18 protein-coding genes and 2 pseudogenes are annotated in these 22,768 nt (G+C 72.0%); 8 read left to right on the top strand and 12 right to left on the bottom strand.

Going from position 1 to position 22,768, the window contains the following annotated elements; translation table 11 throughout:
* Positions 1–324: pseudogene (locus WCD74_RS29995) on the bottom strand (hypothetical protein); the annotation flags it as partial.
* A 99-nt stretch (positions 325–423) separates the two neighbouring features.
* Complete coding sequence (locus WCD74_RS29990) at positions 424–753, bottom strand: hypothetical protein (protein WP_373696112.1); 330 nt, start codon at positions 751–753, stop codon at positions 424–426.
* Between the two features lie 238 nt (positions 754–991).
* On the opposite strand from WCD74_RS29990, the gene WCD74_RS29985 reads away from it, so the two are divergent.
* From WCD74_RS29985 to WCD74_RS22425, 3 genes are all read left to right on the top strand, one after another.
* A complete protein-coding gene (locus tag WCD74_RS29985) occupies positions 992–1,552 on the top strand; it encodes an amidohydrolase family protein (RefSeq protein WP_373696111.1) in 561 nt (186 codons plus the stop codon).
* Complete coding sequence (locus WCD74_RS22430) at positions 1,527–2,681, top strand: serine hydrolase domain-containing protein (protein WP_337697111.1); 1,155 nt, start codon at positions 1,527–1,529, stop codon at positions 2,679–2,681. The genes WCD74_RS29985 and WCD74_RS22430 overlap by 26 nt, the downstream gene beginning before the upstream one ends.
* Before the next feature lie 173 nt (positions 2,682–2,854).
* On the top strand, positions 2,855–3,565 hold the full coding sequence (locus WCD74_RS22425) for a CPBP family glutamic-type intramembrane protease (RefSeq protein ID WP_337697110.1): 711 nt from the start codon (positions 2,855–2,857) through the stop codon (positions 3,563–3,565).
* A 223-nt stretch (positions 3,566–3,788) separates the two neighbouring features.
* Here WCD74_RS22425 and WCD74_RS22420 read toward each other — a convergent pair whose 3' ends face one another.
* Both WCD74_RS22420 and WCD74_RS22415 read right to left on the bottom strand, forming a co-directional pair.
* A complete protein-coding gene (locus tag WCD74_RS22420; RefSeq protein WP_337697109.1) occupies positions 3,789–4,949 on the bottom strand; it encodes an acyl-CoA dehydrogenase family protein in 1,161 nt (386 codons plus the stop codon).
* An 80-nt stretch (positions 4,950–5,029) separates the two neighbouring features.
* Positions 5,030–6,568 carry a class I adenylate-forming enzyme family protein gene (locus tag WCD74_RS22415; protein ID WP_337697108.1) on the bottom strand — a complete coding sequence of 513 codons (1,539 nt, stop codon included), beginning with the start codon at positions 6,566–6,568 and terminating at the stop codon, positions 5,030–5,032.
* Positions 6,569–6,995: 427 nt separating this feature from the next.
* Between WCD74_RS22415 and WCD74_RS22410 the strand changes: the two are divergent.
* Both WCD74_RS22410 and WCD74_RS22405 read left to right on the top strand, forming a co-directional pair.
* Positions 6,996–8,419 (top strand): annotated as a pseudogene (locus WCD74_RS22410) (aldehyde dehydrogenase family protein).
* A gap of 53 nt (positions 8,420–8,472) precedes the next feature.
* Positions 8,473–9,108 carry a TetR/AcrR family transcriptional regulator gene (locus tag WCD74_RS22405; protein ID WP_337697107.1) on the top strand — a complete coding sequence of 212 codons (636 nt, stop codon included), beginning with the start codon at positions 8,473–8,475 and terminating at the stop codon, positions 9,106–9,108.
* Between the two features lie 19 nt (positions 9,109–9,127).
* Here WCD74_RS22405 and WCD74_RS22400 read toward each other — a convergent pair whose 3' ends face one another.
* Genes WCD74_RS22400 through WCD74_RS22390 form a run of 3 tightly spaced genes read right to left on the bottom strand, consistent with a single transcriptional unit; the run spans position 9,128 to position 12,300 of the window.
* Entirely contained in the window at positions 9,128–10,243 is a 1,116-nt protein-coding gene (locus WCD74_RS22400) for a Zn-dependent alcohol dehydrogenase (RefSeq protein WP_337697106.1), read from the bottom strand.
* A 3-nt stretch (positions 10,244–10,246) separates the two neighbouring features.
* A complete protein-coding gene (locus WCD74_RS22395) occupies positions 10,247–11,485 on the bottom strand; it encodes a thiolase family protein (protein WP_337697105.1) in 1,239 nt (412 codons plus the stop codon).
* Positions 11,486–11,508: 23 nt separating this feature from the next.
* A complete protein-coding gene (locus WCD74_RS22390) occupies positions 11,509–12,300 on the bottom strand; it encodes an enoyl-CoA hydratase/isomerase family protein (protein WP_337697104.1) in 792 nt (263 codons plus the stop codon).
* A gap of 145 nt (positions 12,301–12,445) precedes the next feature.
* Here WCD74_RS22390 and WCD74_RS22385 point away from each other — a divergent pair, with 145 nt between their 5' ends.
* Positions 12,446–13,381, top strand: coding sequence for a helix-turn-helix domain-containing protein (locus WCD74_RS22385; RefSeq protein ID WP_337697103.1), 936 nt, complete (start codon positions 12,446–12,448; stop codon positions 13,379–13,381).
* Between the two features lie 33 nt (positions 13,382–13,414).
* On the opposite strand, the gene WCD74_RS22380 is transcribed toward WCD74_RS22385, so the two are convergent.
* From WCD74_RS22380 to WCD74_RS22365, 4 genes are read right to left on the bottom strand one after another with little or no spacing between them, the layout of a single operon-like run.
* Positions 13,415–14,239: an SDR family oxidoreductase gene (locus tag WCD74_RS22380; protein WP_337697102.1), complete on the bottom strand. Its 825-nt coding sequence runs from the start codon at positions 14,237–14,239 to the stop codon at positions 13,415–13,417.
* Entirely contained in the window at positions 14,236–16,506 is a 2,271-nt protein-coding gene (locus WCD74_RS22375) for a xanthine dehydrogenase family protein molybdopterin-binding subunit (RefSeq protein ID WP_337697101.1), read from the bottom strand. The genes WCD74_RS22380 and WCD74_RS22375 overlap by 4 nt, the downstream gene beginning before the upstream one ends.
* Positions 16,503–17,531, bottom strand: a complete 1,029-nt coding sequence (locus WCD74_RS22370; protein ID WP_337697100.1) for an FAD binding domain-containing protein — start codon at positions 17,529–17,531, stop codon at positions 16,503–16,505. Before WCD74_RS22370 ends, WCD74_RS22375 begins: the two co-directional genes overlap by 4 nt.
* Complete coding sequence (locus WCD74_RS22365; RefSeq protein ID WP_337697099.1) at positions 17,524–17,994, bottom strand: (2Fe-2S)-binding protein; 471 nt, start codon at positions 17,992–17,994, stop codon at positions 17,524–17,526. Before WCD74_RS22365 ends, WCD74_RS22370 begins: the two co-directional genes overlap by 8 nt.
* 330 nt (positions 17,995–18,324) lie before the next feature.
* On the opposite strand from WCD74_RS22365, the gene WCD74_RS22360 reads away from it, so the two are divergent.
* Positions 18,325–19,086, top strand: a complete 762-nt coding sequence (locus WCD74_RS22360; protein ID WP_337697098.1) for a DUF3159 domain-containing protein — start codon at positions 18,325–18,327, stop codon at positions 19,084–19,086.
* A gap of 182 nt (positions 19,087–19,268) precedes the next feature.
* Positions 19,269–19,628, top strand: a complete 360-nt coding sequence (locus WCD74_RS22355; RefSeq protein WP_337697097.1) for a LysR family transcriptional regulator — start codon at positions 19,269–19,271, stop codon at positions 19,626–19,628.
* 379 nt (positions 19,629–20,007) lie between these two features.
* On the opposite strand, the gene WCD74_RS22350 is transcribed toward WCD74_RS22355, so the two are convergent.
* Positions 20,008–22,572, bottom strand: a complete 2,565-nt coding sequence (locus tag WCD74_RS22350; protein WP_507237334.1) for a hypothetical protein — start codon at positions 22,570–22,572, stop codon at positions 20,008–20,010.
* Positions 22,573–22,768 lie beyond the last annotated feature (196 nt).

The raw sequence follows: 22,768 nt of genomic DNA, 5'->3' as shown, positions 1-22,768 counted from the left end.
CAGTTGAGCAGGGAAGGGCGGACGTCGGTGGTCGGGAACCGTCCGTCTGGAGGACTGCCTCCAGGACACACCAGGATATGCCGTCAGCTGGTGCGGCCGTCGAGGATGGCGCGCAGCTGCTTGGCCGCGGTGACCGCGCATGGCCATCCGGTGTAGAAGGCGAGGTGGGTGATGGTCTCGATGCCGTGCACGACGAGGTTCGGCGGCGACCGGGCGGTGGTGGTCCCGGTCCAGGCGCACGATCTCTGCCAGCACGTGCGCATCACCGGGGTCGGACTTCGCTCCCGAACTCGGGTGCCGCTCCCGATAGCGCGCCGCGGACATCGGGTTGATCGCGAAGACCTAGTAGCCCGCAGTCCGCAGCGCGACCACCCACGGGCCCCGGTCGGTCTCGATCCCCACCACGACCTGCCCCGCGCCCAGCTACCCCGTCGCCGGATCACGCGCATCGTCGTCGAGGTGGGCGGCGATCAGCTCGTGCAACCGAGACATCCCCACCGCGCCCTCGGACAGACGCGCTCGCCCTAGCCGGCGTCTGGTCTCGTCGGGAACCTCCACGTCGTGGTGGTCCTTGACCCAGTCATCTCCGACGAACAGCGCCACGAGCCCCTCCGCGCTGCCTGCACCGACCATGTCAGGCAGCGTCGAGGGGGCCAGCCGCGACCTAATGGTCAAGTGCTCACCAGCCACGCGCTCGCGCAGGGCACGACATCCCATCAGCGGCTTTGGTCCGCTCACGACCGGTGGGCGCACGATCTGACGGTAGATCTGACCCGCTCACGCAACTCGAGTGCTGATCCACCGGCCGCCATCGGCACCGGCACCGGCACCGGCACCGGCACCGGCACCGGCACCGGCACCGGCACCGGCACCGGCACCGGAGCCTTCCACGGAAGCCCCGGCAGACCCCGCTAGGCGACGAGGCCGGGGTCCCGGTCGGGCTGTTCGCCGAGCACACCAGCTCGCGCGGGACGCCCGCCTGGCCACGACCATGCGTGCGGCTCTGGACCTTCTGCACCCACAGCGGATCGGGCACGGCATCCGCCGCGCCGAGGACCCCACACTGTCCGAGCGGCTCGCCGAGTCGGGAGTCGTCCTCGAGGTCGCGTTGACCAGCAACGTCCACACCCGCGCGGTGCCGGCTCTGCATGAACACCCATTGCCGGAGAGCCTCCGTGCAGGTACTGAGGTCGCGCTGTGCACCGACGACCAGCCGCAAGTCGCTGGCCAACGAGCAACGCAAGGCCGCAGGGGATCGGCCTCACCGCGACAGAGCTCGTCGGGCTTGCGGAGGGAGACAACGCAGCGCGCGTCGTTGGTGGCCGACGCAGCCGCCGACAGACCTCGACGGTGTAACAGGACCGGTCTGCCCCACCGCGGCTCGACGCGGCAACGCCCGCCGAGGAGGACCGCCGACCCCTCGGCGGCTCTGCTTCCGATCGCCGTTTCGTGGGTGAAACCCCCACCTTCACGGTGCCCACAGCCGGTCCGAGTCGATTGCCCCCCGTACGCGCGATCATCGCGCCGTGACCTCAGTGCGTGGAATCTGTGATTCGCGGTTCGACCGTGTCGGGCAGGCGCTTCAGCGGAACATCGACGACGGCGCAGAGGTCGGTGCGTCCGTCGTGGTCGACATCGACGGCCACCGGAGCGTCGACCTCTGGGGCGGATTTCGCGACGTGGAACACAACTCGCCCTGGGAGATGCACACGATCACGAACCTCTGGTCGTGCACCAAGATGGTCACCGCGCTGGCAGCGCTGCTGCTGGTCGACCGGGGTGAACTCGCCCTCGATGCTCCGGTCGCGAAGTACTGGCCGGAGTTCGCCGACAACGGCAAGTCCGATGTCGAGGTGCGGCACCTGCTGTCCCACACCTCGGGCGTTTCGGGGCTCGAGCAGCCCGCAACCCTCGAGGACTTCTACGACGCGCGCGGGACCGCGGCGCGGCTGGCAGGGCAGAGACCGTGGTGGACGCCGGGTACGGCGTCGGGCTACCACGTGCTCACCTACGGGCACCTGATCGGCGAGCTCGTCGCCCGTATCAGCGGTGTCTCTCTGACCCGCTTCGTCGACCAGGAGATCGCGCGACCGTTGGACGCGGACTTCCAGATCGGTGCGGCAGCGGCCGACTGGCCCCGCATCGCCCCGGTCATCGCGCCGGTCGTTGCGCCGATGCCCGACGCAGACATCGACCCCGGGGTTGCGGCGCCCGACAGCCCTGCAGCGCGGACCTTCGCCGTCGGCGCGACGCCGGAGGACGCCAACACCGGCGCATGGCGCCGGGCCGAGCTCGGGGCGGTCAACGGGCACGGCAACGCCCGTGCACTGGCCAACCTTCTCTCGGTGATCGCCCGGGGCGGTGAGAGCGACGGCGCTCGGCTCCTGCGCCGGCCGACCATCGATCGGGTTCTCGAGCCGCAGGCCGACGGCGTCGATCTGGTCCTCGGCATCCCGCTGCGGTGGGGTATCGGTTTCGGTCTACCGTGCCCGCAGACCCTGCCCTGGATTCCTGATGGGCGGGTCTGCTTCTGGGGCGGGTGGGGAGGCTCCATGGTCGTCATGGACCTGGACCGCCGGATGACGATCTCCTACGTGATGAACAAGATGTCGGCCGGCATCATCGGGTCGCCGCGCAGTGCCGAGTACGTCACGGCCGTCTACGACGCGCTCGAAAGCTGACGCACGGCTCGTGGCCGGTGGGGCGCCCTCGTTCCCACGATTCGCGGTGACCATCAGGTCGCACCGCGCCAGCGTGAGAACGCACGGCTGCGTCCAGCCGTTGCGTCGAGGACGTCGAGGCACGGCTGCCCTGCCGCGATCGGTCCCCTGACCGAGAGGAGAGGACAACCCCCATGAGTTCGGACCTCGATCCAGCGTCCATGCGGTCCGCCCCGGCGCGGCCGGGCTGGCCGGAGCTGCTGGCGGGCGTCGGCGGCTACACGATCGCCTTCGTGCTGTCCCCCGCCGTCGTCGACATCGTCGGCGGGGAGGACGGCGTCACGCGCGGTCTCGCCGCAGCCGCGCTCTCGGGGATCGTGGGCCTGATCGGGTTCGTCGCCGCCTTCCTGATCCGGCTCCGTGCCTGGACGGCGTTCGGGGTGAAGGGAACCGGGCTGCGCTGGATTCTCGTCGCGATCGGTCTCGGTCTCGCGGTGTTCGTCGCCGCGCGCCTGGTCTTCGCGATGCTCCTCGCAACCGGAACCCTGCCGGACGCTGACCCGCAGCAGGACTACCGTGCCGCTGCGGGGGGCGGGGCTCTCGCCCTCGCCGCCCAGCTCCTCCTGATCGCGGTCCTCACGCCCGTTGGAGAGGAGTTCCTGTTCCGCGGGGTCTTCGTCTCGGCGCTCCAGTCTCACGGCGCCTTCCTCAGCATCGCGGCGAGCACGCTGCTCTTCGCGGTCGCGCACGGCCTGAACCTGACGCTCCTGCCCGCGACGCTCGTCGGGGTCGTGTCGGCTGTACTCCTCCTGCGAACGGGCTCGATCTGGCCCGGAGTGATCGTGCACGCCGTCAACAACGGCCTCGGGACCGTGCTCGAGGTCGTGGTGCCCACCATGTCGTGATGACCGAGGCTCCTCCAAGCCCGCCTCGCGCCGCCCGTCGTGGTGGAGCCGAGTTCCTGGAGCCGGACCGCTTCCAGGCAAGTCCGCCGCCTCGATCGGTCGCGCCGCCGACCCGACCGGCGCGATCCGCCCCATCACCATGCCGGACCGCCGCCGCGGTCTTCTCGAACCGCTCGGCTGGACGCCGGGAGAGAACAGCGGGTGTGCCCGGCAAGAAGCCAAGTCACCACCGGTCGAGACCGCCGCGTTTGACCAGTTGGGAGGCGATGACGTTGCGCTGGATCTCGTTGGTGCCCTCGCCGACGATCATCAGCGGGGCGTCGCGGAAGTAGCGCTCGACGTCGAACTCGGTGGAGTAGCCGTAGCCGCCGTGCACGCGCACGGCGTTGAGCGCGACCTCCATCGCGACCTCGGAGGTGAACAGCTTGGCCATGCCGGCCTCCATGTCGCAGCGCTGCCCGGCGTCGTACTTCCGCGCGGCGTGGAGGATCAGCTGGCGAGCAGCGGTGAGCTTGGTGGCCATGTCGGCGAGGTAGTTGCCGATCGACTGGTGCTGCCAGATCGGCTTGCCGAAGCTCTCGCGTTCCTGGGCATAGCGCAGGGCGTCCTCGAGCGCGGCGTTGCCCACCCCGAGGGCCCGGGAGGCCACCTGGATGCGGCCGGTCTCGAGCCCCTTCATCATCTGCGCGAAGCCCCGACCCTCCACCCCGCCGAGCAGCGCCTCGGCGGGTGCGTGGTGGTCGGCGAAGACGATCTCGCAGGACTCGACGCCCTTGTAGCCCATCTTGGGCAGGTCCTTGGAGACGGTCAGTCCGGGCCCATGCTCGGCGAGCAGGATCGACACCCCGCGGTGCTTGGGTTCGGCGGCGGGGTCTGTCTTGCACATCAGGGCGATCAGCCCGGAGCGCCGCGAGTTGGTGATCCATGTCTTGGCGCCGTTGACGACGTAGCCGTCGCCGTTGCGGCGGGCTGTGGTTGTCATGGCCTGCAGGTCGGACCCTCCGCCGGGCTCGGTGAGCGCCATCGTCGCGCGCAGCTCTCCGGTCGCCAGGCGCGGCAGGTATCGGTCCTTCTGCTCCGCGGTGCCATACTCGACGATCAGCTTGGAGACGACGGTGTGCCCGCCCATAGCCCCCGCGAGGCTCATCCAGCCGCGGGCGAGCTCTGCTGTGACCAGCGCGTAGCAGGGCATCGAGACCGGGACCTCGCCCCACGGCTCGGGGATCGCGAGCCCGAAGATGCCGAGCTGCTTCATCTGCTCGATGAACTTCTCCGGGTACTCGTTTGCGTGCTCCATCTCCCGGACCTGGGGCTTGACCTCGCGGTCGACGAACTCGCGGACGAGGTCGACGACGGCCTGCTCCTCGGTGTCCAGCTCTGCCATGACGATGTCCTCTCCTGAGGTCGTGGTCCTGGTGGGTAGGGGTCCTGCGCCGAGCCCGCGGCGGGGATGCGCGCGAGGGATCAGGCTCCACTCACGCGGCTGTCCCGATACGCCCAGAACGGGTCGCGCAGCGTCTTGCGCTGGACCTTGCCGGTGACCGACACGGGCAGGGGTTCGGTCGTGAGGCGGACACGCGAGGGCTTCTGGTGACTGCCGAGGCGGGTGGACACCAGGGCGATGAGCTCCTGCTCGGTGACGGCCGCGCCCGGAGCCGTGACGCACACGGCCATCGGCGTCTCGCCCCACTTCGCGTCAGGGATGCCGAACACCGCGACGGCGCGCACATCGGGATGGTCGGCGAGGATCGTCTCGAGCTCGGCGGGCCAGATGTTGAAGCCACCGGACACGATCATGTCGTCGACGCGGTCGAGGACGTACAGGTAGCCGTTCGCGTCGAGCCTGCCGATGTCCCCCGTGCGGACCCAGCCGTCCACCAGGCGCTCGGCGGTGCGCTCGGGATCGCCCCAGTACCCGTGCATCTGGGCCTCGACCTGTGTCCAGATCTCGCCCTCGGCGTCTAGGGGGAGGACCGTGCCGTCGGGGTCGCGGACCTCGATGCGGCAGAACGGCAGGACGCGACCGGCCGAGCGCATGGGCGTCGAGCCGGGGACGTCGGTGAACCACTCCTCGGGGGTGAGGATGGTCAGCGGGGTGGCCTCGGTCTGCCCGAACACCTGGTAGATGAGGTCGCCGAAGACCCTCCGAACGGCGTTGACGGTGGCGTCGGTGATGGGGGCCCCGCCCACGAGGATGCAGCGCAGCGCCGACCAGTCCCGCGACGCGGCGCCCGGGTCGGCCGCGAGGCCGGCGAGCATCGACGGGGCGGCGAAGGTGTGGCTCACGCGGTGGCGCTCGGTGAGCTCCAGGACCGAGGCGACGTCGAACGGGCCGTAGAGCAGGTTGGTCGCCCCGGCGAGCCACGCCGGGAGGAAGAGGTATCCCGCGGCGTGGGAGATCGGCGCGGCGTGGCCCACCACCGAGTCCCACGTCAGGTTGGGCAGCCGGTAGTACCAGTTGCGGCAGTTCACCAGCCACTCCTGCTGGGTGTACCCGACTCCTTTCGGACGGCCGGTGGTCCCCGACGAGTGGCGGATGACGTACCAGTCGTCCGGCGCCACCTCGACCAGTGGGTCGACGTCGGACCGCGCGGCGAGCCAGTCCTCGTAGCTCTCGTCGCGCACGAGCACGTGCCGCAGGCAGGCCGTGTCGTCCTCGAGACCCTTCACGCCGTCGACGTACGCGGCCTCGGCGACGACGACGACCGCGCCGGTCGACTCGATCATCAGCTGGTGGGACCGCCGGCTGTTCCTCGGGTAGAGGGGGACCCGTACCGCGCCGGCGATGGCGGCACCGACGAAGAAGTCCGCTGCACCGAGGGTGTTGTCCTCGACCGCCGCCACCCGGTCTCCCGGGCGGACGCCGAGCTCGCGGAGGCCGTTCGCCACGCGCACGCCCCGGTCCCAGGCCTGCGCGAACGTGAGCGAGACATCGCGGGTCAGCAGCGCCGTCCGGTCGGCGTGGAACCGCGCGGACTGGCGCATGAGGCTGGGCACGTCCATGAGCTTCTCCTATCCACCGGTGGTTTGAACATGCCAGAGGCGCGACGAGGGCACAAGGTCGTGGCGGCCATGCCCGGTACCGGATCCCGTGGTTCAGCGACCCGCCGGTGCGCCTGGGCGACCGGCGGGGAACACCGTCGAGGGTCCGGCACGCCTCGCGGACCACCTCCCAGGTGCGCTGCGGGGGTCAACGGGAGCCGGTTCATTCGGATGCCGAGGGGTGTGTGCGGGGTGGGAATGCTGACGTCGATCGACTCCGCCGTGACGAGGTCGGCGGCACAGGGCGTGAGGTAGTCGACCTGCGTCGTCGTCTCCAGCCGCTGCCGTGCACCTCCGCGGTCGGTCGTCGTCGACCGTTCGAAAGCCCACCGGTGGGTGGAATGTGCGAGGATGACGTTCGTCGGACTGCAGAGGAGGTCGGTCGCGGATGGCCGTGGACGTCGGGACGATCACGCGGCACTGGATCGACGGCGCCTGGCAGGAGGGTTCCGGGTCGATCGCCGTGGTGAACCCGGCGACCGGGCAGACGCTCGCGGAGGTCCCCGCCGGCGGGAAGGCCGAGGTGGACGCCGCGATACTGGCAGCGCGCCACGCCTTTCCGCGCTGGGCGGCGACCCCGCTGGCCGACCGGGTGGCGACGGTACTGGCCGTCCGCGAGGGCATCAAGGCGCGCAGCGGCGAGATCGCGGCGTCGATCACCGCGGAGATGGGCTCGCCCACGAGGTTCGCCCACACGGTGCAGGTCGGCATGCCGCTGGCGACGTCGAAGGGCGTCGCCGGTCTCGCGGGGTCGTTCCCGTGGGCCGAGGAGATCGGCAACTCGCTCGTGGTGCGCGAGCCGGTGGGCGTGGTCGGCGCGGTGACACCGTGGAACTACCCGCTGCATCAGGTGGTCGCCAAGGTCGTGCCGGCGCTGGTCGCCGGCGCCACGATCGTGCTCAAGCCCAGCGAGGTCGCGCCGCTGACCGCCGGCATCCTCGCCGAGATCACCCGCGAGGCCGGCCTGCCCGCCGGTGTCCTCAACGTCGTGCACGGCACGGGTCCCGAGGCGGGCGAGGCGCTCGCCGCCCACCCGGATGTGGCCATGATGTCGTTCACCGGGTCGGTGCCCGCGGGCCGGCGTGTGCAGGAGGTCGCGGCCGGCACCGTCAAGCGCGTCGCGCTCGAGCTCGGCGGCAAGTCGGCCAACATCGTCCTCGACGACGCCGACCTCACCCAGGCCGTCAAGCTCGGTCTGGGCAACTGCTTCATCAACGGCGGGCAGACCTGCACCGCGTGGACCCGCCTGCTCGTGCCCCGGTCGCTGCACGACCAGGTCGTGGAGATGGCCGTCGAGCAGGCGGCGAAGTACACGGTCGGCGACCCCACCGACGAGTCGACCCGCATCGGGCCGATGTCGTCGGAACTCCAGCGTCAGCGGGTCGAGGAGTACATCGCCAGGGCGTCTCGGAGGGTGCCGAGCTCGCCGTCGGCGGCCCGGGTCGGCCCGACGGGCTCGAGAGCGGCGCGTACGTCCGCCCGACGATCTTCTCGGGCGTGCGGCCCGACGCGACGATCGCGCAGGAGGAGATCTTCGGCCCGGTGCTGTCGGTGATGCCCTACGGCGACGAGGACGAGGCCGTGGAGATCGCCAACGCCACCGTCTTCGGGCTCGCGGGCGCGGTGTTCGCGGGGTCTCAGGAGCGGGGCCTCGCGGTCGCGAAGCGCATGCGCACCGGCCAGGTCGACGTCAACGGCGGAGCGTTCAACCCGCTCGCCCCGTTCGGGGGCTACAAGCAGTCGGGCACCGGCCGCGAGCTCGGCCGCTACGGGCTCGAGGAGTTTCTCGAGGTCAAGTCGATCCAGCTGTGACCGGGCAAGACCTCTCCCTGCGCGCCACGACCGGACCTTCGTACAGTGGCACCGTGACCGAGCATGCCGAGCCGGCGACGCCGGGAGCGACGACGTCGAACAGGACCCGCAAGCGTCGGTCCGCTCGCCGCGAGCAGGTGCTCGAGACCGCAGCACGGATGTTCTTCGAGAAGGGCTACGCGGCCACGACGACCGAGGACATCGGCGCCGAGCTCGGTCTCCTCAAGGGAAGCATCTACTACTACATCTCGGCGAAGGAGGACCTCCTCTTCGAGATCGTGGAGCGCTACCACGAGGACACCCGGAGCTACTTCGAGCGCATCCTCGCCTCCGATGAGTCACCGCTGGACAAGCTGCGCGAGCTGATCACCACCGAGACGGCGCACACGGCGACCAACCTGACGCGGTCGAGCCTCTTCTACACCGAGTGGCGCTCGTTGTCCGCGGAGCGCCAGCAGGCGATCATCGCCGAGCGCGCCCGCCACGAGCACGCCGTCCTCGACTGGATCCGCGAGGCGCAGCGCGCCGGCACGGTGCGGTCCGATCTCGACCCGAAGATCGCCACCTACGCGATCTTCGGCATGGTGAACTCGGCCTACCGCTGGTTCCGGCCCGACGGGCCCCGCTCCGCCGAGGAGATCGGGGTCGAGTTCTGCGAGCTCGTCCTCGGCGGCCTCGAGACGCGCTGAGTCACGGGTCGCGGACCGGTCAGGGTGCGTCGTGGGCGATGACGCCGCGGACGAGCCGGCCGGCGACGAGATCGTCGTAGCCCCGGTTCACGTCCTCGAGGGAGTAGGTCGCGGTCACGAGCTCCTCGAGGTGCAGGGCACCGTCGCGGTAGAGGTCGAGCAGACGCGGGATGTCGGTGGTGGGGTTGCAGTCGCCGAACAGGCTGCCCTTGATCGTCTTCTTCCAGAGCGTAGCCACGGTCCCCGGGAGCGAGACGGTGACGTCGCCGAACCCGGCCATCGAGACGAGCACCACCGTCCCCGCCTTGCCGATCGCCGCGAAGGCCTCCGTGACGACCTGGGCATGCATGGTCGAGACGGTGACGATCGCGGCGGTGGCTCCGACCCCTCGGGTCAGCTCCGTGGCGAGGGTCTGCGCCTCGCCGGCCTCGGCCACCGCGTGGGTGGCGCCCATGCGTAGCGCGGTCTCACGCTTCAGCGTCACGGGGTCGACCGCGATCACGTGGCGCGCACCCGCGAAGCGCGCGCCCTGCACCGCGTTCACCCCGATGCCGCCGGCGCCGTAGACCAGCACGGTGTCGCCGGGCCGGACGTCGGCCGCGTTGACGGCGGAACCCCAACCGGTGGGGACCCCGCACCCGACCAGCGCCGCGTGCGCCAGCGGGATGTCGGGATCGATGCGCACCGTCGAGTTCTGGTGGACCACCCCGTGACCCGCGAAGGTCCCGAGCATGCACATGGCGCCGTAGGAGCCGGCCGCACCCCGTAGGACCCAACGCTCACCGGGCAGCGGCCCGCGCATCGTGCCCGCACCCCAGTCGCAGATGGCCTGCTGTCCCGTGGCGCACCAGTGGCACGAGCCGCAGCTGGGGACGAACGAGCACACCACGTGGTCGCCGACCGCGACGCGGGAGACCCCGGGGCCCACGCCCTCGACGATCCCGGCACCCTCGTGCCCCAGCACCATCGGCAGCCGTCCGGCGATGTCGCCCTGCATGACGTGCAGGTCGGAGCGGCACAGCCCGGCGTGGGTGTAGCGCAGGAGCACCTCGCCCTCGCCGGGCTCGTCGAGCTCGATCTCCTCGATCTCCAGCGGCTTGCCGACCTCGTGCAGGACGGCAGCGGTGGTCCTCACGCCTCAGCGCCCGGCGAGAATCGTCACGCAGGTGGAGGCGTCCTCGATGCCATAGAAGCCGCCTCCGCCCTGGCTGATGGTGAACTGGGCACCGTCCACCTGACGCTCGCCTGCCTCGCCGCGCAGCTGGGTGACCAGCTCGAAGGTCTTCGCGAGGCCGGTGGCGGCGATCGGGTGGCCCTTGGAGACCAGGCCTCCGGAGAGGTTCACTGGGATGCGCCCGCCGAACGTCGTCTCCCCGCGCTCGGCGGCCGCTCCGCCCTCACCGCGGGGGACGAGCCCCAGGTTCTCGGTCTGGAGGATCTCACCGAAGCTCGTCGCATCGTGGACCTCGGCGACGTCGATGTCCGCAGGACCGATGCCGGCGCGTTCGTACGCACGCGTCGAGGCCACGACCGAGAGGTGACGGTCGAGATCGTGCGGCGCCCGGTCCGAGCCGCTGGCGAGCTCGACGGCGGCGATCCGCACGGTCCGGTCCGGCGCGGGGAGGCGCCCGCGGGCGTCCTCGCTCACGACGACGGCGGCGGCGGCGCCGTCGGTCATCGGGGCGCACATCGGCAGGGTGATCGGCCAGGAGATCGTCGGGGCGGCGAGGACCTCGTCCACGGTGAACGGACGGCGGTACTGCGCCCGGCTGTTGTGGACGCTGTGCTGGTGGTCCTTCGCGGCCACGGCGGCGAGCTGGCGCGCCGTGAGGCCGTAGCGGTCCATGTGGTATTTCGCCAGGGACGCGTAGACGTCCATGAAGAGGCTCTTCGCCGCCGGGTCGGGCTGGTCGACGTCGTCGGGGGTGGCGACGTCGGCGCCGAGGGCGAGCAGCCCGGCGGTGGTCGCATCGGCCTCGTGGACGTCCCACGCGCCGTGGAACCAGGCGAGCGCCCCGGCCTTGTCGACGGTCATCCGCTCGGCGCCGACGACGAGGACCACCTCGGCGTCGCCCGCACGGACGCGGGAGTCGGCCAGCATCAGTGCGGTGTCGCCGCTGGCGCACGCGTTCTCGACGTTGATGACCGGACCGGACTGGAAGCCGAGCGATCGCATCGCGATCTGTCCGGCCACCGCGTGCTGCCCCTCGAGGGCGCCCTGCATGGTGTTGGTGAAGACGACCGCGTCGACCATGTCGAGCGTGAGCCCGGCGTCCTTGAGGGCCTCGTCGACGGCGTCGGCGACCAGCTGCTTGACCGTCGTGTCGGGTCGGCGTCCGAACGGGGTCATCGAGACGCCCGCGATGTGTGCGGTCATGGGGTCGTTCCTCTCTCGTCGTGTCAGTCGAAGCGCGGCGCGCGGCGCTCGCGGAAGGCGGACAGCCCTTCGGCGTAGTCGGCGGCGTGCACGTGCTCGGCCGCGACCTTCTGCTCGTGGGCGAGCGCGTCGTCCACGGTCATCTCGAGACCGCGGTCGACCATGGTCTTCATCCGCCCCAGGCCGTCACGGCTGGCTGCGGCGAGCCGCGCGGTGAGCCGGTCGGTCGCGGCCGCGAGCTCGCCGTCGCCGACGAGCTCGGCGACCAGGCCCCAGTCGCGCATCGTGGCGGCGGACACGGTCTCGCCGGTGTACATCAGGTACTTCGCGCGGCCGACCCCGAGACGGCGCGGGAGGCGGACCGAGCCGCCGCCCGCGGGCAGCAGGCCGTAGTTCGCGTGACCGTCGCCGAACCTCGCGGACTCGACGGCGAGCACCACGTCACAGGCGCAGGCGATCTCGAGCCCCCCGGCCACCGCGAGACCGTTCACGGCCGCGACGACGGGGAAATCGAGCAGCTCGAGGCGACGCAGAACCGCGGAAATCGCAGCGTGGAACTCCTCCGTCCCGGCGCCCGCCCCCAGCCCGCGCTCCCGGGCCATGGCCTCCACGGCCTCGAGGTCGCCGCCCGCCGAGAACGCCCGGCCGCGGCCCGTGATCACCAGGACTCGCGTCGAGGCCGTCAGGCCGTCGAGTGCGGCGTCGATCGCGTCCACCACGGCCGGGCTGATCGCGTTCAGCCGTTCGGGCCGGTTCAGCGTGACCGTCGTGACCGGTCCCGTCGTGTCGGCCACGACGGGCGCGTCCTCGCCCATGTCGTCCCTCCTTGGCAACGTCCTCACGGTTCTACCAAACAATGGGTGGGAAAACTACGGATGGCAATAGCCTGTTGGTCCAGTCACGGATCGCGGTCTGCGGCCCAGTTCTCGCGCTGCGGCTCGGCGCACTACCGTCGACCGCATGATCGTCCGGCCCGGACGGGCGGACGTCGGCGACGGAGGTCCCGTGCAGCTCCACGAGGCGAGCCTGGCCGCGGCCAGCCACCTGCCCGCCCGCCTGCTCGACACCAGCGAGGCTCTGGGCTGGCTCTGGCCGCTCGTGCAGGTCTTCGAGCAGCCCCCCGTCGCCGAGGAGTTCGAGACCCCGACGACGTCGGACCTGCTGGCGGTCATGGTCCTGACCGGCCGCTTCCGGGTCGAGTCCCGGGCGCACGGCGACTGGGCGACAGCGAGCTACCACCGCGGGACGATCGGGATCACGGCGCCCGGACAGCCCGACATCCTGCGGTGGCGCGGGCCCGACGTCGGGAACCCGACGACCCTGCACGTCCACCTGCCGTCCGCGTTGCTCGCCGAGGTCCACGACGCGCAGGCATCGCCTCGCCGACGGTTCGACCTGAACGCCCTGGAGCGGGTCGACCCCGCCGCGGGTGCCGTCCTCTCGGCGCTGCACACCGCCCTGCAGCGGCGCGCCGAGCCGCTGGTCGCCGAGTCATTGGCGCAGGCACTCGCCGCCCAGCTCATGTCCTCGCCGGGCGGGCGGCGCTCCCCGGGCGTGCCCCAGGCGTCGGCACCCCTGCCGGACAGGGTCGTGGAGAGGGTCACGGAGTACATGCGCGCCCATCTGGAGTGGTCGGTCTCCCTCGAAGACCTGGCGCGCGAGGCCAACCTCAGCAAGTACCACTTCCTCCGGCGGTTCACCGCAAGGGTCGGCGTGACGCCTCACCGCTACCTGACCGATCTCCGGATGGAACGAGCGGCCGAGCTGCTCGTCACCGGCGACCTGAGCGTGTCGTCGGTGGCGGCGCTCTGCGGGTACGCGGGCACGAGCCGCTTCACGACGTTATTCCACGAACGCCACGGAATGACGCCCGGTGACTTCCGTCGGCGTCCGTGACAGGCCGATCCGTCGTGGCCCTCGGGCCCCGGGTCAGGTCACCCCATGGGCCCGGACGGCGAGCTGCTGCCCTGCGTCCCACTCCGTGAGCCGTCCCTCGTAGTCGGCCCGGGCGAGCGAGAGCGGCAGACTGCCGAGGAAGGCGCGCAGCGGAGGGTCCGCGGCGTCGACGATCTCCAGGACGGGCCCGGACGTCGCGGCCGGGTCACCGGGACGAGTCGGTCGGGCGGCGATGGCCGCGGCGGCGAGCTCACGGACGGGCTCGTAGGCCGGGAGCGCCGTGGCGTGTCTCGCCGAGGGTCCTGCCCAGTCGGTCGAGTAGGGGCCGGGCTCGAGCAGCGTGACCCGGACGCCGAAGCGGGAGACCTCCTGGGCGAGGCTCTGGCTCATCCCTTCGAGCGCCCACTTCGAGGCGTGGTAGATGCCGACGTTCCGGAACGCCGTGATTCCACCGATGGAGGAGACCTGCAGGATGTGGCCGGACCCCTGGGCACGCAGGATCGGCAGGGCGGCCTGGGTGATCCACAGCGGGGCGAGGAGATTGGTCTCGAGCTGTGCCCTCGCCTCGGCCTCGGACAGTTCCTCGATCATGCCGAACTGGCCGTAGCCCGCGTTGTTGACCACGACGTCGAGCCGGCCGAAGTGCGCGGCGGCGTGCTCGACGGCGGCGAAGTCCGCGGCCCGGTCGGTCACGTCGAGCTCGAGGGGGAGCAGGCTCTCGCCGAAACGCCCGACGAGTTCGTCGAGGGTCGCGAGATCCCGCACGGTGGCGGCGACCCGGTCGCCGCGATCGAGCGCCGCGGTGGCCCACTCCCGGCCGAGGCCCTTCGACGCGCCGGTGATGAACCAGACCTTCATGTCGCTCCTCGGTCCCGCGGTGTCGAGAGGAGGTCCTCGAGGTGGATCGGGAGGTGTCGTATCCGCCGGCCGGTCGCGTGGTGGACCGCGTTGGCGATCGCGGGTGCGACGCCGATCAGCCCGACCTCTCCGACGCCCTTGACGCCGGTGGGCGTGAAGCGGTCGGGGTCCCCGACGAAGGTCACGTCGATGTCCGGGACGTCGGCGTGGGTGGGGACGAGGTAGTCGGCGAGAGTGCCGTTGGCGACCCGACCCGTGTCGGGGTCGACGGTGACGTCCTCGAAGAGCGCGGCACCGATGCCGCCGACGGTGCCCCCGAGGATCTGGCTGCGGGCGAGCAGCGGGTTGAGCACCCGGCCGCAGTCGTTCACGGACACGACGCGACGCACCCGGAGCCGCCCGATGACGGGGTCGATGACGACCTCGACGAAGCGGGCGCCGAAGGCGCCGGCTCTGGCCATCGTGCCGCCGCTCGTGTCGCTCCCGTCGACGGTGCCCTCCGAGGACAGCGACTCCAGCCCGGACCGGGCGAGAAGATCGGACCATCTCTCGATGTCGGTGGAGCCGACCATGCGTACGCCGCCCGCGACGAGCTCCAGCTCGTCCGCGGCCGCGCCTCCGAGAGCCGAGTCCGCGTCGGTCGCGACGAGCTCGGCGACGGTGTCGCGGAGCCGATCGACGGCGCGGTGCAGGGCGTGGGCGACCGAGCCGGCCAGGGCGGAGCCTCCGGACTGGGCCGACGGCGGCATCTCGGTGTCGCCCATGTCCACGTCGACCTGGTCAGGAGCGAGGCCGAGCAGGTCGGCGGCGATCTGCCCGACGATGGTGTACGTACCGGTGCCGATGTCGGTGGCCGCGTTGCGGACCGCCGCGCTGCCGTCGGGATACACGGTGACGCGCACGCTGGTGGGGAGCTCGTAGCCGCCGTAGGCCGCGGCCGCGACTCCCCACCCGACGAGGAGGTCCCCGTCGCGCATCGATCTCGGCCGCGGGTCGCGGTCTCCCCAGCCGAAGCGCTCGGCTCCGAGTCGCAGGCACTCGGCCAGGGCCGTGCTCGACCAGGGCAGGCCCGACGCCGGGTCGACCGTGGAGAGGTTGCGCAGGCGCAGCTCCACGGGATCGATGGCGAGCTGCTCGGCGAGCTCGTCCAAAGCCACCTCGAGCGCGGCGTTCCCCTCGTGCTCGCCCGGTCCCCGCATCGCCGAGGAGTAGCGGCGGTGCAGCCGTAGCGCACGGTCCGAGGTCGTGACGTTGGGGCACGCGTAGCCGTGGGCGGTCGCCGCGGTCACGAGGCCCAGGGGAAGTCGCTCGACGGCTCCGGCCACCAGCGCGCGGTGCTCGACTGAGGTCAGCGTCCCGTCCGCAGCGGCGCTCACCCGCAGGGTCTGTCGGGTCTCGGGTCGGTGCCCGACCTGGGTGAACATCTGCGGCCGGGTCAACATCAGCTTGACTGGACGACCGGTGACGCGGGCGGCCCCGACGGCGAGGACCTTGTAGTCCCAGGTGATCAGCCCGGCGCCGAACCCGCCCCCGAGGAACGGTGAACGCACCCGGACACCGGCCAGGGGCACCCCGAACATCGTGGCGATGCCGCGCCGCACCAGGGTGGGCCACTGGGTCGAGTCGTGGACGTCCACCCGGTCCCCGTCCCAGACGGCGAGCGCCCCCATGAGCCCGAGCGGGTTGTTGACGTTCTCCGCGGTGCGGTACTCGAGCTCGACCCGCGCCGCCGCGGACCGCCAGGCCGCGCCCGTGTCCCCGCGCGAGGAGTCCGGTACCCACGGGATGGGTTCGGGTTCCGCGTCGTCGAGGGCCAGCCGCGCGGGCTGCTCCTCGTAGTCGACCTCCACGCGGCGAGCCGCTTCGTGCGCCTGTTCCAAGGTCTCGGCGAGCACGACGGCGACCGGCTGGCCGTGGAAACCGATGCCGTCGTCCTGGAGCGGCGGGGGCGGCGGCCAGCCGAGCGGGACCTCCGGGCCCGGCGCGAGACGGGGGAAGTTCCGCCAGGTGAGCACGTCGACGACGCCGGCCAGCGCGAGGGCCTCGGCCGCCCGCACGTCCGTCACCCGTCCGTGAGCGATCGTGGAGGTCACCAGCGCGGCATGCAGCATGCCGGGCACATCGGCGTCCGAGGAGTAGGGGGCCCGTCCGGCGATCTTGTGCGGGCCGTCGACGCGGGTCAGGTCACGGCCGACCCACGGCGTGGCGGTCGCGGGCTCCGTCGCCGTCGGGCGGTCCACGGCCGGTGCCGTCACGTACGTGGTCACACCAGCACCGCCCCGCGCGTGCCGGTGAGGACTCCGGCCAGCCGCACCAGTGCCCCGATCGCGAGCTCGGGCTTGAATGCCGTCCCGGGGACGGTGAACGCCCCCGCCAGGGCTGCTCGCCCGGCGGCACCGACGTCGGTGTCGGACACGGAGGCGCCCCGCAGGAGCTCCTCGGCCTCGACGGCACGCCACGGCACCGACCCGATGCCTCCGAAGGCGATGCGAGCTTCCCCGACCCGCCCGTGCTCCACGTCGAACGCGGCGGCGACCGAGACGGCGGCGAACTCATACGACGCGCGGTCGCGGACCTTCAGGTAGCCCGAGTTCCGTGCGAACGCGGGGATCGGGATCCTGATGGCGGTGACCAGGTCGCCGTGCCCGATGGCGTGCTCGCGGGCGGGGTCGACGTCTGCTGGGACATAGAAGTCCCGCAGTGGGACGCGACGCGCCCCGTCCGGTCCGGTGATCTCCACGACGGCGTCGAGCGCGACGAGCGCCACGGCGAGGTCGGACGCGTGGACCGCGATGCATCGTGGCCCGGCCCCGAGGACGGCGTGCATCCGTGCGGTCTGCTGGACGGCCGCACAGCCGGTGCCCGGCAGACGCCGGTTGCAGGCGCCGATCGTGGGGTCGCGGTAGTACCGGCACCGCGTCCGTTGCAGGAGGTTTCCCCCGATCGTCGCCATGTTGCGCAGCTGGGTCGAGGCGCCGGACAGGAGCGACTGCGCGAGCAGCGGAAGCCGGTCGCTGACGACGGGGTGGCGGGCGAGCTGCTCCATCGTCGTCAGGGCCCCCACGTGCAGGACCTCGTCCCCGTCATCGACGTCGTCCAGCACGTCGATCCCGCGCAGGGGCAGTCGGGTGATGTCGACCAGCAACTCCGGCGCCAAGACCCCGTCCTTCATCAGGTCCAGCTGGGTCGTCCCGCCGGCGAGGTACGCGGCGCGAGCGTCGCCGCCGACCGCGGCGATCGCGTCGTCGACGCTCGTCGCCCGGTGATAGACGAAGGGCCGCACCTCAGGCACCGTCCTCGTCGCTCGGGACCGGCGCGGATGCCACCTCACGGATGGCCGCCACGATGTTGGGGTACGCGCCGCACCGGCACAGGTTGCCCGACATGAATTCGCGGAGGTCCGCGTCGGACCCGGCACGACCCTCGGCGAGCAGGCCGAGCGCGGACACGATCTGCCCGGGCGTGCAGAATCCGCACTGGTAGGCGTCGTGACGCAGGAACGCGTCGGCGAGGAGGCGGCCGGTCGGGTCGGCCGGGACGCCCTCGATCGTGGTGACACGTCGGCCGTCGACCTGGGCGGCCAGGGTGAGACACGCCAGCATCCGGTCTCCGTCGAGGTGCACCGTGCACGCCCCGCACGCTCCCTGGTCGCAGCCCTTCTTGGTGCCCGTGAGCCCGAGGTGCTCCCGCAGGGCGTCGAGCAGGCTCGTCCGCGGGTCGAGGGACAGGTCGACAGGTCGCTCGTTCACCTCCATGGAGACGGTGACGGGCGGGCATTCACCGCCCGCGGGACGGTCGTGCGTCGGCATCGTTCTCCATTCGGCAGGCGCGTGCCGACGCTACGAACGGGAGACGGTCGCCGTCAGGCGTGCGCTTGCGATGACGACCTCCGGTTGTTGCTCTTCTCGGGACGTCGCCGGTCCGACGGACGCCGCTCACGCCGCGGCGGGAGGTGGCATCAGGGCGCGGCAGAGGTCGGACCCCCCGCTCGCTCGCTGTGGCTCGGCTCACTCCCGCCTTGAGAGTGCCCCAGCGTCACGGCCTTCCCTGAGCTCGTCACCGACCCACACCCCCGGAGAGACGACATGTTCACCGAACAGCCTCGGCGCCAGGCGGAAGGCCTCGAGGAGGTCACGGCACCGATCCCGGTCGCCGGGTCGGAGGCGACGGTGGTGCAGCACGTGGTCGCCGCGCAGCCGCCGAAGTCGCCGGGGCGGGTGATGCTCGACGCGGCGGGCGGCTGGAGGGGGATGATCTACACGAACATCCCCGCGATCGTCTTCTCGATCGCCAACGCGTACTTCCCGCTCCTGACCACTACGGTCATCGCCCTGGCCGCCGCGGTGGTGCTCGCCATCTACCGCATGGCGGTCCGCAAGGAGAAGCTCATGACCGCCTCCGGCGGGGTCATCGGGGTCGGGATCGCCTGCGGGATCACCGTCTGGACCGGCTCGCCGCGCGACTTCTTCCTGGTCGGGATCTGGGCCGCCCTCGTGGCAACGGTCGTGCTGGTCGCTTCGCTTGTCGTACGCCGTCCGCTGACGGGTCTCGCGTGGAGCTGGTTCCACGGCAGGCAGTTCGCCTGGCGCGAGGACGGCCCGACCCTGCGTGCTCACGACATCGCGACGCTGTTCGCAGCCGTCGTGTTCGCGGGGCGGTTCGCGGTCAACCAGACGCTCTACCTGGCGGATGCCACGGGCTGGCTCGCGGTCGCGAAGGTCGTGACCGGGATGCCGCTGACCGCGTTGATGGCCCTGGTCGCGTTCTCGGCGTTCCGCCGCTCGACCACGAGGCTCGTCAAGGGTTCCCGAGTTCGCCGACGCCCGGCGGTGTGCGCGGAGACGTGAGTCGGACATGCCGAATGCGTCGGGATCCGCCGAACTCCCGGTGAGGGATCCTCCCGTGGTCACGGAGGGAGGCCGGCAGCGCGCCCGCGGGCGCGGGAGTCGGGAGACGGTGGCTTCGCCAACCCCATCACTGCTCGAGTGAGGATCGCTCTGGTGCGCGACGAGATCGACCGGGTCGCCCCGTGAGCGGGGCGCAGTCCGACCTCGACCTACGCCTCTTGCGCTACTTCGCGGTCGTCGTCGACCTCGGGTCGATCACGATGGCCGCGCGAGCGCTGGTGATGACACAGCCGGCTCTCTCCCGCTCCATGAGGTCCCTCGAGCGCCAGATGGGTGTCGATCTGCTCGTGCGATCGGTCAGAGGAGTGGAGCCCACGCCCGCCGGGCGCACGCTCTACCGGCACGTGACCACGCTCCGGGCGCAGGCCAGTACCGCGGTGACGGAGGTCCGCGCCTCGACCGCCCCTACGACGCTCCCGGTGACTGTGGTCGACCTCGGCGGGGCGACGGCCGCCGCCGGGGGAGGAACGCTCCGGCACTGACGAGGGGACGACGGACCCCGGCGCGTCGAGGTGCTCGGCGAGGTGGGCCTCGACCGCGCGGTAGGGGCCGGCATCGCCGGACGGCGCCGCCCTGTTCCTGAGTGATTCTCCTCGGTTCGACCTCCTCGGATCGGACGCGCCGACCGTCGGTGGGAAACGGCCCTAGCCTGCGCGACCGGCGGCTCCTGCGCTGCCGTCGGTGGCCGTCGGTGGCCGTCGAACGTGTCGATCGAGCGGGAGAGCGATGCAGCACCGATCCGGTCCGGGCCGGAGGACGAGGCTCGCCGGAAGGTCGGTGGGGCAGCATCGTCCGGCGCCCGCCGGCGAGAGCGGCACGCGCCCGGAGGGCGGGACCTGGCCCGGCTCCAGGAAGTCGTGCTCAGGTCCCGAGCTCGCCGCGCTGGATCGCGCCAGCCAGCTCGATACGCGACTGGTAGCCACTGTGCGCGAAGAGGCGACCGAGGCGGCCCTCGACGCTCTTCTCGCTGGCGCCGATGGCCGTGGCGATCTGACGGTTGCTGAAGCCCTCGGCAACGAGCGTCGCCAGCAGGCGCTCGTTCTCGACCACGGTGGTCTGCCGCCCGGGCACCGTGACGTGGTGGCGCGCCATCTGGTGGCGGGCGAGGGCCCGGTACAGAAGGGCGGCGAAGCGCCCGAAGATCGCGTAGGCCTCCAGGATCTCGGTCGGATCGATGATTCCGCTGCCGACCAGCTGCAGCTGCGCGATCGCGAGGTCGAACTGCACGCCGCGGGCCCGTCCGATCGTCACGGCCTCCCACCCCGCGTCGCCGTCGCGGTGCACGAGGGCTCGGAGGAAGGCGACCATCATCGCGGTGCGGTCGGTCGGCACCTTCCGCCCGAGGTCCTCGAGCGCCCGGAGCTGCTCCGCCGCGCCGGCGTGGTCGCCGAGGAGGAAGGCCAGACCCCCGAGCCGGGTCCGCTTCATCTCCAGGCCCGCGACGATGCCCCGATCGGTGGCCGCACGCAGGGACGCGGCGGCCAGCTCCCGACCGCGCTCCTTGTCGCGCAGCGCCATGGCGGTGGGGATGCCGGGGTCGTCGAGAAGGTGTGCGAGCGAGGGCCGCTCCGCGTGCGCGCTCGTCAGCAGATCGCCGGCGACGGTGATGTGCCCGCGGCCCCAGAGGATGGCCACGGCCATCCGCGTCATCGCGACACGACCGAGGTCGTGGCCGAGCACGCTGCCGGTGGCGAGGGCCCGTCGGGCGAGCTCGAGGACATCTCCGGACGGCCCGGGGTCGCCACGCAGCATCTGCAGGGAGGCGCGGTCGGTCAGGCTGAGGGTGTCCTCCGGGATCCCCTCGGTGGCGAGCACCGCCTCCGAACGGCGCAGGTCCTCGTGGGCCAGCAGGGTTGTCACCTCCTTGCGGGCATCGCGTCGCGGCTCACCGGACACCCGTGTCGCGGGCCCGCCGCCCGCCAGCCGCGCCTCGAAGCGTTCCGGACGCCCGAGGTAGAGGTCCGCGACGGCCTCGAGCGCCTGCCCCAGGTCGAGCGTCAGGGAGGTGCCCTTCCAGGCGTCCCGTGTGTCGTCGAGCAGATGGAGGGCGTCGGACCAGCGGTCGAGAAGGCCGAGGGCGATCGCACGGCAGAGCGCCTCCGCGGCGTCGTCCTGCGCCATCAGTCCACTTCCGTCGGCGATCGCCTCCAGCGCGGTCACGTCTCCCGTGTTGTGCAGCGCGTACACGAGCATGACGAGCGCCTCCTGCGCCGCCTCGGCCGGCAGCTGGTCGCCCGCTTCGTCGAACAGGCCCCGGACGAGCCGCAGGCAGCCGTCGTAGTCGCCGCCGAGGAAGCGCGCGGCGCTCTCCGTCAGTCTGGTCATGGCCCACTCCGGACGGTCCCGCGCGACCTCGGACGCGGCGCGCCACCAGCGGGAAGCGTCGAGCGGGCTCGCGTGTGCGACCCGCGCCGCCTGCGCCAGGAGCGCGCGACGGGCCGGACCTGCGGCGACGAGACTGCCGGCCTCGAGGATTCGCTCGTTGAGGAAGTCGGCGTCGTCGCAGTGGGCCCGCCCGTCCCAGACGGCGTTGACCGCGAGTGCCGAGAGCCGGCGACACTCGAACGGCCCGGCGGCGGTCCGCAGGGCCGCAGCTACGGATGGGACGAGGAACCGCCACGACTCGCCCCGCCGGCCACGGTGCAGGAAGCCCGCAGCGTGCAGGGTCGTGAGGCGTTCCCGGGTGCGGTCGACGCTCGTACCGAGCGCCTCGGCGATCAGGGCCGGGGCCGCCGCGCCCAGGGGGTGCAGGAAGGCGGTCGCGGTCGCCGTGACCCATGCGTCGGCTCCGAGGCGGCGCAGGGACCCCAACAGGTGGCGCTGGTCGTCGGCCGTCCCTCCGGGCCCGGGACGCACGAGGTAGGCGTGCCGATCGACGATGCGGACCACGTCGCGCTCGATGACGGCGTTCACCACGTCGTGCACCGCGACCGGGACCCCACGGCTTACGGAGAGGACGCCGTCGACGAGGTCCGCCGCCGGGACGGCGTCGAGGGCCGTGCGCAGGGCGCGGTCGACGCCGTCCCGGCGCATCAGGGGCATACGTCGCACGGTGACGAGCCCGAGCTCGCGCAGGCGGGCGATCGTCGCGAGCCCGTCCGTGCGGACGGGCTCGAGCCCGGGCGTGCGGACCGTCACGACGCATCGTGCGTCCGTGCCCCGCAACCGGGGCACGAGGGCTTCGAGGACGGCGACGGCGTCGCGGTCGGCCCACTGCGCGTCGTCGACGAGGAGGACGCCGTCGCCGCGCAGCTGCGCAGTGGCGGCCGCGCCGGCCCGCCGCGCCACCTGCGGATCGGTGTGAGCGCCCCGGCGGGGGCCCGGCGCGAGGATGGTGCTGGGCCCTGCGTCCTCGGTGCCGGTGCGCGACGACGACAGGCGCCCGGGGACGAGGACGCGGTCGGGTGTGAAGCGCAGGGAGTGCACGGAACGTCCCGCGGCGACGAGATCGCCCGCCAGCTCGCGCAGCGCGTATGTTCGACCCGCACCGGCGGGACCGGTCAGGACCGTCAGCGGGGGAGCTCCACGCGTGAGCAGGCCCGGGGCGCGGGCAGGCAGGTCGACCTCCTCACCGACAGGGCCGAACGACAGGCCGTCTGCCCGACACGTTGGCGACCAGCGT

This window comes from Actinomycetospora aurantiaca (genome assembly GCF_037401875.1).
GTDB lineage: Bacteria > Actinomycetota > Actinomycetes > Mycobacteriales > Pseudonocardiaceae > Actinomycetospora > Actinomycetospora aurantiaca.
This window is presented reverse-complemented; position numbering and strand designations above follow the sequence as displayed.

What these genes read in the sequence shown, in the direction of transcription:
- WCD74_RS29985 (WP_373696111.1), top strand. Translation starts at nt 992, where the DNA reads ATGCGTGCGGCTCTGGACCTTCTGCACCCACAGCGGATCGGGCACGGC.
- WCD74_RS22425 (WP_337697110.1), top strand. Translation starts at nt 2,855, where the DNA reads ATGAGTTCGGACCTCGATCCAGCGTCCATGCGGTCCGCCCCGGCGCGG.
- WCD74_RS22420 (WP_337697109.1), bottom strand. Translation starts at nt 4,949, where the DNA reads ATGGCAGAGCTGGACACCGAGGAGCAGGCCGTCGTCGACCTCGTCCGC.
- WCD74_RS22415 (WP_337697108.1), bottom strand. Translation starts at nt 6,568, where the DNA reads ATGGACGTGCCCAGCCTCATGCGCCAGTCCGCGCGGTTCCACGCCGAC.
- WCD74_RS22395 (WP_337697105.1), bottom strand. Translation starts at nt 11,485, where the DNA reads ATGACCGCACACATCGCGGGCGTCTCGATGACCCCGTTCGGACGCCGA.
- WCD74_RS22390 (WP_337697104.1), bottom strand. Translation starts at nt 12,300, where the DNA reads ATGGGCGAGGACGCGCCCGTCGTGGCCGACACGACGGGACCGGTCACG.
- WCD74_RS22385 (WP_337697103.1), top strand. Translation starts at nt 12,446, where the DNA reads ATGATCGTCCGGCCCGGACGGGCGGACGTCGGCGACGGAGGTCCCGTG.
- WCD74_RS22380 (WP_337697102.1), bottom strand. Translation starts at nt 14,239, where the DNA reads ATGAAGGTCTGGTTCATCACCGGCGCGTCGAAGGGCCTCGGCCGGGAG.
- WCD74_RS22365 (WP_337697099.1), bottom strand. Translation starts at nt 17,994, where the DNA reads ATGGAGGTGAACGAGCGACCTGTCGACCTGTCCCTCGACCCGCGGACG.
- WCD74_RS22360 (WP_337697098.1), top strand. Translation starts at nt 18,325, where the DNA reads ATGTTCACCGAACAGCCTCGGCGCCAGGCGGAAGGCCTCGAGGAGGTC.